At 34.2% G+C, this 8,379-nt stretch carries 5 protein-coding genes; 2 read left to right on the top strand and 3 right to left on the bottom strand.

Annotation, left to right across the window (positions count from 1 at the left end):
• On the bottom strand, positions 1–1,468 hold a 1,468-nt coding region (locus ACKVOD_RS05450), incomplete at its 3' end, for a TonB-dependent receptor plug domain-containing protein (RefSeq protein WP_409208460.1).
• 711 nt (positions 1,469–2,179) lie between these two features.
• Between ACKVOD_RS05450 and ACKVOD_RS05445 the strand changes: the two genes are divergently transcribed.
• Complete coding sequence (locus tag ACKVOD_RS05445) at positions 2,180–3,907, top strand: tetratricopeptide repeat protein (RefSeq protein ID WP_409208459.1); 1,728 nt, start codon at positions 2,180–2,182, stop codon at positions 3,905–3,907.
• 13 nt (positions 3,908–3,920) lie between these two features.
• On the opposite strand, the gene uvrA is transcribed toward ACKVOD_RS05445, so the two are convergent.
• Entirely contained in the window at positions 3,921–6,719 is a 2,799-nt protein-coding gene (gene uvrA / locus ACKVOD_RS05440; protein WP_409208458.1) for an excinuclease ABC subunit UvrA, read from the bottom strand.
• A gap of 176 nt (positions 6,720–6,895) precedes the next feature.
• Complete coding sequence (locus tag ACKVOD_RS05435; protein WP_409208457.1) at positions 6,896–7,354, bottom strand: SET domain-containing protein-lysine N-methyltransferase; 459 nt, start codon at positions 7,352–7,354, stop codon at positions 6,896–6,898.
• Between ACKVOD_RS05435 and ACKVOD_RS05430 the strand changes: the two genes are divergently transcribed.
• Positions 7,336–8,061 (top strand): hypothetical protein, encoded by a 726-nt coding sequence (locus tag ACKVOD_RS05430; protein WP_409208456.1) that lies wholly within the window; start codon positions 7,336–7,338, stop codon positions 8,059–8,061. The genes ACKVOD_RS05435 and ACKVOD_RS05430 overlap by 19 nt on opposite strands.
• Positions 8,062–8,379 lie beyond the last annotated feature (318 nt).

Below are 8,379 nucleotides of genomic sequence, written 5' to 3'. Positions count from 1 at the left end.
AGCGCGTTTTTTGATAATCTTTGATAGCATTGATACTGGTTATATCCAATCGCAAACCTGAATCTATCGAAAAAGAATCCGAAAATCGATGGGTAACAATCCCGTAAAGTCCCAAGTCTTTTTTTGTGTAATTTGGAATCAAAGGACGAATTTTGGTTTCAGAACTAGCAACATTGTTTTGATAAGATGCGGAAATTCCCGATTTAAAATCCCAATCGTGTAGCTTTTTTTTGAAATCTACATTCAACGAATGGGTAGCTAATTCCAAGTCTAAAGCAGGAGTGTCTGAATAACTTTTTCTCCTAACATCAAATTCTAATCGTTTGTTAAATTGAAAAGCATACTGAACAAATAGGACAGCGGTTTCATCAAAAAAATAATTAGAACTAAGTTTTGCAATATGATGTTGCACTTTTTGTTTTGGGTTTTTAATGGAATAAGTAAAATCATTAATGACATCTGGAACTTGATTGTTTATAGAGTAATACAAATCTGCACTACTTCCTATATGGGATGCACTCAAAATACCAATTGTAGCATTGTAAAAGCTATAAAAAGTAGATACATCGAATTTTTTCCCTGAATATTTCAAGTCGGCTGTAAAATTCACTTCGCGATTTCCGGTATTAGACAAAACATAGTTGGGAGATTCTCGATCACCCATATACTTATAAGTACCCAAAGCATTCCAACTCCAATCTTTACTATTCCCTTTGTGCAAACTGGAACTTATGGATCCACCACGACCATTAGAATCAAAGTTGGTTACTGTTTTTCCGAAAAGTGTGTCAATTTTTGAAGTAACGGGTTCTATAATCACTAAGCCTCCAACGGCATCACCACTATATTGTAACCCGGAAGCTCCTTTGATTACCGTGATTTTTCCAGCCGAATTAATATCAAAATTAGGCGCATGTTCAATTCCCCATTCTTGATCTTCAAGTCTCACATTGTTATTTATAACGGGAACTCTACTACCATATAAACCATTAATAACGGGTTTTACTACCGAACTGCCCGATTTTAAACTCGAAACGCCAGCTATTTCTTTTAAAACATCCCCCAAGGAGAGATTACTGTATCTTTCGATTGTTTCAAGTTTTATTTTTTGTTCCAAAACAGAATGGGTCACACTAGTTTCTTTATGGTGTACAATAATTTCGTCAAGAGCAGCAGTTTTGCGTTTTAATACAAAATCAAGCTTCAAATTGTTGCTTAAGTTTACAATTGTATCGATGGCATGATAGCCAATATAAGAAACATGAATTTTTGTAGCACCTTTCGGTAAATTTTTAGCATAATAATTCCCGTTCAAGTCACTTGAAATTGTTTTAGAACCTATATGTATGTGAGTGCTAGCAAGTTCTTCTTGTTCTTGATTGACTATTTTTCCGTTAATAGTATTTTGTGAAAAAGCGACACCACAAAACAACATAATCGAAAAAAATGCAAAATTAATTTTATGCATTTTTTGAGTTTAAAATATATAAATACGAAGCACTTTCAATTTTTGAAAATGTTTGATTTTAAAATAATATATTTTTAAACTTTGGGGGGACCTCGAAGTGCAAAAAGACTTCCTTTAAAGAGAATAGTAATTATTTCGTAAGGTTGAAATAAAGTACAGTTTGTAGTGGATTCAAAGTTTGTTGAAGAAAATAAATATGATTCAGAAAACTTTAAGGGACTGAACGAAAATTGACAAACAAAACAATTTTCAAAATGGATATGTGCATGCGTTACATTGACTTTATTGTCATTTTGTTTGTGCAAACAAATGCTATGTGACATTTGTTCGGACAAATGTTCATAGGAATGTATCGACTGAAAAAATATTGAAAACAATACAATCCCAGAAAGTACTAATCTATATATTTTATTTCTATCTTTCATTCCAAGCAAAAATACTAAACATTATATAAAAGGCAGTTGATTTTTCAAAAATTGTTTGCTAATGCATTTTATGTTTTTTGTATTGCTTTAAATTATGATTTTGAGCTTGATTTAATTTTTTTTGTATATTTGATTTAATTCAAAACCAAAAGTTTATTTCCCCCATAATCTGCAACAACTTTAAAACCATATTAATGGTTAGGCAATGTTTGAGATGTATTTCAAACAGCTTATTTCAAATTCTAATGTGTTTTATTTTAGTAAAGAATAATTTAAATCTGTTAATATGCGAAATCTACTCAGCTTATTATGCCTTTTTCTTTTTTTATTTTCTTGCAAGCATAATGAAAAAAACAAAAAAGAATCAACTAAAGTCTATACCATTTCAAGTAAATATAGTTGTTTTACTCCTGAAGTTATGGATAAGTTGTGGTATTCTTCCGGAAAGAAAGCGCCACTTCTAAAAGGACTAGAAGGTTTACATTTTCCTATTTCAACGAAAAATGCAGAAGCACAAAAATATTTTGACCAAGGATTGATGTTGTCATTTGGGTTTAATCATGCTGAAGCCGCTCGATCCTTTTACGAAGCTGCTCGACAAGACTCAACGAGTGCAATGTGTTGGTGGGGATTTGCTTATGTTTTAGGACCAAATTACAACGCAGGAATGGAAAAAGACAATTTTAAGCGTGCTTATGATGCTGTGCAAAAAGCAAAATTCTATTCTAAATCATCCACCCAGAAAGAAAAAGATTTAATCGAAGCATTAACTTATCGTTATGCCAAAGACACCACTATTACTCGTCCCGTACTTGATTCATCTTTTGCAGTTGCAATGCGAAAAGTGTATAAAAAGTATTCTGATGATGTAACTATAGCTTCTATTTTTGCTGAATCACTAATGGATTTACATCCATGGAATTTATATAAAAAAGATGGAACGATTCAACCCTGGACACCTGAAATTTTATCAGTACTTGAAAAAAGTTTGATGTTAGAACCACGGCATGCAGGTGTTAACCATTTTTACATTCATGCAACAGAAATGTCACAACATGCCGAAAAAGCTTTGGCAAGTGCAGATTTGCTTCGTGATTTAGTTCCAGGTGCAGGACATCTTGTTCATATGCCTTCGCACACTTATATTCGAATCGGACGCTATCATGATGGTGTTGTTACTAATCAAAAAGCTGTGTTGGTTGATAGTTTGTATATGGAATCTTGCCATGCACAAGGCATTTATCCTCTTGCTTATTATCCTCATAATTATCATTTTATTTCTGCATGTGCTACACTTAGCGGTGAAAGTAAAATTGCCATCAAAGGAGCTAATGCAACAGCCAACCATTGTTATAAAAAATTATTATCTGATCCTGCTTGGTCATCGCTTCAACATTATTATTCCATTCCTTGGTATGTGGAAGTAAAACTTGGTTTGTGGAATGACATTATTTCTTCTCGCGCACCAGAAAAAAAATTAAAATATCCTTTGGTAGTTTGGCATTATGCACAAGGTATGGCAATGCTTTCCAAAAATAAAATTGTGGAAGCCAAAAAACATCTTGCCGAAATGAATAGAATAAAGATGGATCCAAATCTGAAAAAATTAACTATATGGAACATTAATAATGCTCTTGATTTATGTGAGATTGCCTCGAAAACTTTGGATGGAGAAATAAGTGCTAAGGAAAAAAACTACTCCAAAGCGATTTCGCTTTTGATAAAGGCAATGAAAATGGAAGATGCCTTAAATTATGATGAACCGCCTGATTGGTTTTTTTCTATTCGTCATCATTTGGGAGCCGTTTTAATTGAATCAGGGAAGTATAAAGAAGCACTAAAAGCGTATGAAGAAGATTTAAAAAATTTCCGTGAAAATGGTTGGGCCCTAAAGGGGTTGATGAATGTTTATGAAAAACTTGGAGACAAAAAGAAATACAATGAGACGAAAATTCGTTTTGAAGCTGCATGGAAATATGCCGATATTAAAATTTCATCTTCAAGGATATTGTAAGAATTAATTTTTATCACAATTTTTCTTTTAAATACTTAGCCGTAACCGATTTTTTTATTTTTATGATTTCTTCGGGAGTTCCTTCGGCGAGCAATTGTCCGCCATTTTCGCCACCTTCGGGACCTAAATCAATAATCCAGTCGGCGCATTTTATCAGGTCGAGATTGTGTTCAATAACTAATATCGAATGTCCTTTTTCGATGAGTGCCTCAAATGAAGCTAAGAGTTTTTTGATATCGTGAAAATGTAGTCCGGTTGTAGGTTCGTCAAATACAAAAAGTGCTTTTTCTTTTGTCGCTCCTTTCACTAAAAAAGAAGCCAACTTGATGCGTTGCGCCTCGCCACCAGAAAGGGTAGAGGAGGATTGCCCTAATTGCACATAACCCAAACCAACGTCCTGCAAAGGTTGTAATTTTTGGGTAATCTTGGTTTGTTTGTTGGTTGTGAAAAACGCTATGGAATCATCAACGGTCATAGTCAAAATATCGTGAATGTTCTTTCCGTCGAAAGTAACTTCCAGTACTTCTTTTTTGAATCGTTTGCCGTTGCAGGTTTCGCAATGCAATTGAACATCAGCCATAAAAACCATTTCAACGTTAATCGTTCCTTCGCCTTTACAAGTTTCGCAACGGCCGCCATCCACATTAAACGAAAAATGTTTGGCTTGATATCCTCGAATTTTCGACAGTTTTTCTTTGGCAAACAATTCCCGAATATCGTCATACGCTTTGATATAAGTCACAGGATTCGAACGGGAACTTCTTCCAATCGGGTTTTGATCCACGTATTCTATATGCTGAATTTTGTGATAATAACCACGCATTTCCGTAAATTGTCCCGCTTTTTCGCCAACGCCATCCAACTTTTTCTGCATCGCAGGAAACAAGATTTTTTTGACCAAAGTACTTTTTCCACTTCCAGAAACACCCGTAATTACGGTCAAACATTCCAAAGGAAATTTGACATCTATATTTTGTAAATTATTCTCTCTTGCGCCAAGAATTTCAATGTAATTATTCCATTTTCTGCGAATTCGGGGTGTTTTTATTTCTAATTCCCCGTTGAGGTATTTTGCCGTCAATGATTTCGACTTTAAGATTTCTTCAAAAGTGCCTTGGGCAACCAATTCGCCACCAAAAGTTCCCGCTTCGGGACCAATATCAATAATCATATCGGCAGCTTTCATAATGTCTTCATCATGTTCCACCACAATAACAGTATTGCCTAAATCACGCAAAGACTGCAACACTTTGATTAATCTTTCTGTGTCTTTTGGGTGTAAACCAATACTAGGTTCATCCAAAATATACATCGAACCTACCAAACTACTTCCGAGCGAAGTTGCCAAGTTAATACGCTGCGATTCTCCGCCAGAGAGTGTCGCGGAGTTTCGATTCAGCGTTAAATAATCCAAACCAACTTCGGTCAAAAACGACAATCGGTTGTTGATTTCCAATAGCAATCGTTTGGCAATTTGTTTTTCATAAACATCCAAATCGATATTTTCAAAAAAAGTAACCAAATGTTTGATGGGTAAATCAACCAAATCTGAAACCGTTTTGGAATTGATTTTAACATAAGAAGCTTCGATTCGCAAACGCTTTCCTTTGCAGGAATGACATTTGGTTTTTCCTCTATACCGCGAAAGCATTACACGATTTTGAATCTTATAATTTTTCTCTTCCAATTCTTTGAAGAACGCATTCAAACCTTGAAAGAATTTATTTCCAGTCCAAACCAAGTCTTTTTGCACTTCCGAAAGTTCAAAATAGGGTTTGTGGATTGGGAAATCAAACTTGTAAGCGTTATTGACTAATTCGTCCCTAAACCAGCCCATACTTTCTCCACGCCAAGGATAAATGGCATTTTCGAAAATGGATAAAGAGGTATTTGGAATTACTAGTTCTTCGTCAATTCCGATGATGTTTCCGTAGCCTTCACAAACGGGACAAGCACCATAAGGATTATTGAAACTAAATAAATGAACATTGGGTTCTAAGAAACTAATGCCATCCAATTCGAAATTATTACTGTATGAAAAACGTTTGTTGGTGTTTAATTCTTGTAGATGGCAAATCCCTTTTCCTTCATAAAAAGCAGTTTGAACAGCATCTGCAAGACGATTGTAAAACTCCTCTTCTCCCGAAGTTTCGGGATTAATTACGATTCGATCAATAATGAGAAGAATGTCTTTATTGTCTAATGTATGACTGTCGATTTCGTCGAGACGAACCGTTTCATTGTTGACCAATATTCTAGAGAATCCTTGATTGAGAAGCGCTTTCAATTTGTCCTCCAAAGCGCGGCCGTGTTCCAAATGAATTGGGGCTAAGAGTAACCATTTGCTATCAATTTCAAATTTTTTAACATCAGCAATAACATCCGAAACCGTATTTTTTTTGACTTCTAGTCCTGAAATTGGTGAAAAAGTTCTACCAACTCGGGCGAATAGTAATTTAATGTAATCGTAAATCTCGGTAGATGTTCCAACTGTAGAACGAGCGTTGGTGGTATTTACTTTTTGTTCGATGGCTATGGCTGGAGCAATTCCTTTGATGTATTCTACTTTTGGTTTGTCTAATCTCCCTAAAAACTGACGAGCATACGAAGACAAACTTTCTACATAACGCCGTTGTCCTTCGGCGTACAAAGTATCAAAAGCTAAACTCGACTTGCCAGAACCCGAAAGACCAGTTATAACCACCAATTTGTTTCTTGGAATCGCCACATCCACATTTTTAAGGTTGTGAACTTGAGCCCCTTTGATAATTATATTTTTCTTCGGATCTAGTGTAGAAAGGTCAATTGGCATACAAAAAATGAATTTTCACAAAAGTAATCAATTTTGAAATGAAAATTGACGATGAACGAATCACAAATTTCCGTATTCAAAATGGCAAATATAATCTTACCAAAAACAATTAATATTTGCTTTTTTTAAGTAAAAAAAACAATTTAATGTAAAAAAAAGCTATATTTATTTAGAAATTAAAGTTCAGGTTTGTTAATCCAGCTTTCAATAGTTTGACCTTTAGATTCTGGGCCTAGGTAATTTATAGTAATTTCTTGATTTTTCCCAATTGGCTGAATAGCCTCAAAAATCATAAGTTCTTTAACTTTATCGTAATAATAACTGGCGTTACAACTCTCGGAATGGTTGTATAATGAACCATAACCTAATGCAATACCCGTATATTCGTGTTCCTCGTCTATCATAAAGGCATAGTAATTAAGTAACATGTGTTTTCGAACCGTCATTTCTTGCAATTTCATTTTAATAATAGGACATTCCTCGATGATAGTTCCAGTTTTAATGGCTTTTTGAGCAAAAACACCACGACCGTGAATAGGCGAAACGGCTACATAAATAGTAGAATTAGGTTTAGTAACAAATAAATTATTTTTATCACTTTTAAAACTTTTGTAATATGAAAAAATCGATCGCATTTCTAGGAGCATTATTATTTGGTTCGGTAACTTTTGGGCAAGTTACCAAAAATGACAGTATTAAAAAACCGTCAAGTAGAAAAGTTTCTGCTGACGATATGAAAAAATTCCCTGAGGATGTGGAAACTACTTCTAGTGACGGACATATAAAACTTGAATCACCACAAACAAATTTAAAGTTTTTCCGTCCAAATCCAAGTAAAAATGCTTCTGATGCTTCGGCTGGTGCGGGTGCTAAAATTAATGGGGTTACTCAAAAAGGGAAAGACGGAATAATTGTAACTGAGAAAATGGGTGGTGATGGTAAAGCAACGACTACCGAAAAACAGCATTATACTATAAAAATGACTAATGCAAATAACAAAGCAGCTGCAAGTGGTGACGAATCAGGAGTAATAAAAGAGGGAGCCACTACACATAAAAAACATGTTTCTAATATTAAATGGACACCTGGCAAAGCTCCCATTGGTAAAACAGTCAAAGATTCTATACCTACACCAACTACTAAATCTACAGATATGTTTCTGAAAATTGGGGATATAAAAGGAGAAAAAGAAGGCGTAGTTGCGCCACCTACTAGTACAGAATCTTCGGATATGTTTTTAAAAATTGGTGATATAAAAGGAGAAAAAGCTACGCAAGATCCAACGGAGTCCAAAGCTAACGATCTTAATCAGTCGTATTTAGAAAAAAAAATACAAAAATAAAATAAAAAATAGGGTAACAATTAGTAATGCGTGTTGATATAGAGTTGTATTCGTTCTTTTGGCAACTTAAGATATAGGCTCTAAAAAAATAATTTAAATTTAAGGGTAACAAATTTTAAACTAAAAGTATCTAGTATTATAAACAACTAAATAATCAATAATTTAAAAATTAGAAATCATAAAAAAAAGAATTATCACAATAGCTTTAGTAGCTATTACAAGTTTCACAAGTCAATTATTTGCTCAAGAAGTTTCTGCTGTAGCCCCTGCTAAAGCAAGTTATGACTTGAAAAAAAATGTAAAAGCTAGAGTAAGTCA

It is taken from the genome of Flavobacterium sp. (assembly GCF_046155325.1).
In the GTDB taxonomy this organism is placed as follows: domain Bacteria; phylum Bacteroidota; class Bacteroidia; order Flavobacteriales; family Flavobacteriaceae; genus Flavobacterium.
This window is presented reverse-complemented; position numbering and strand designations above follow the sequence as displayed.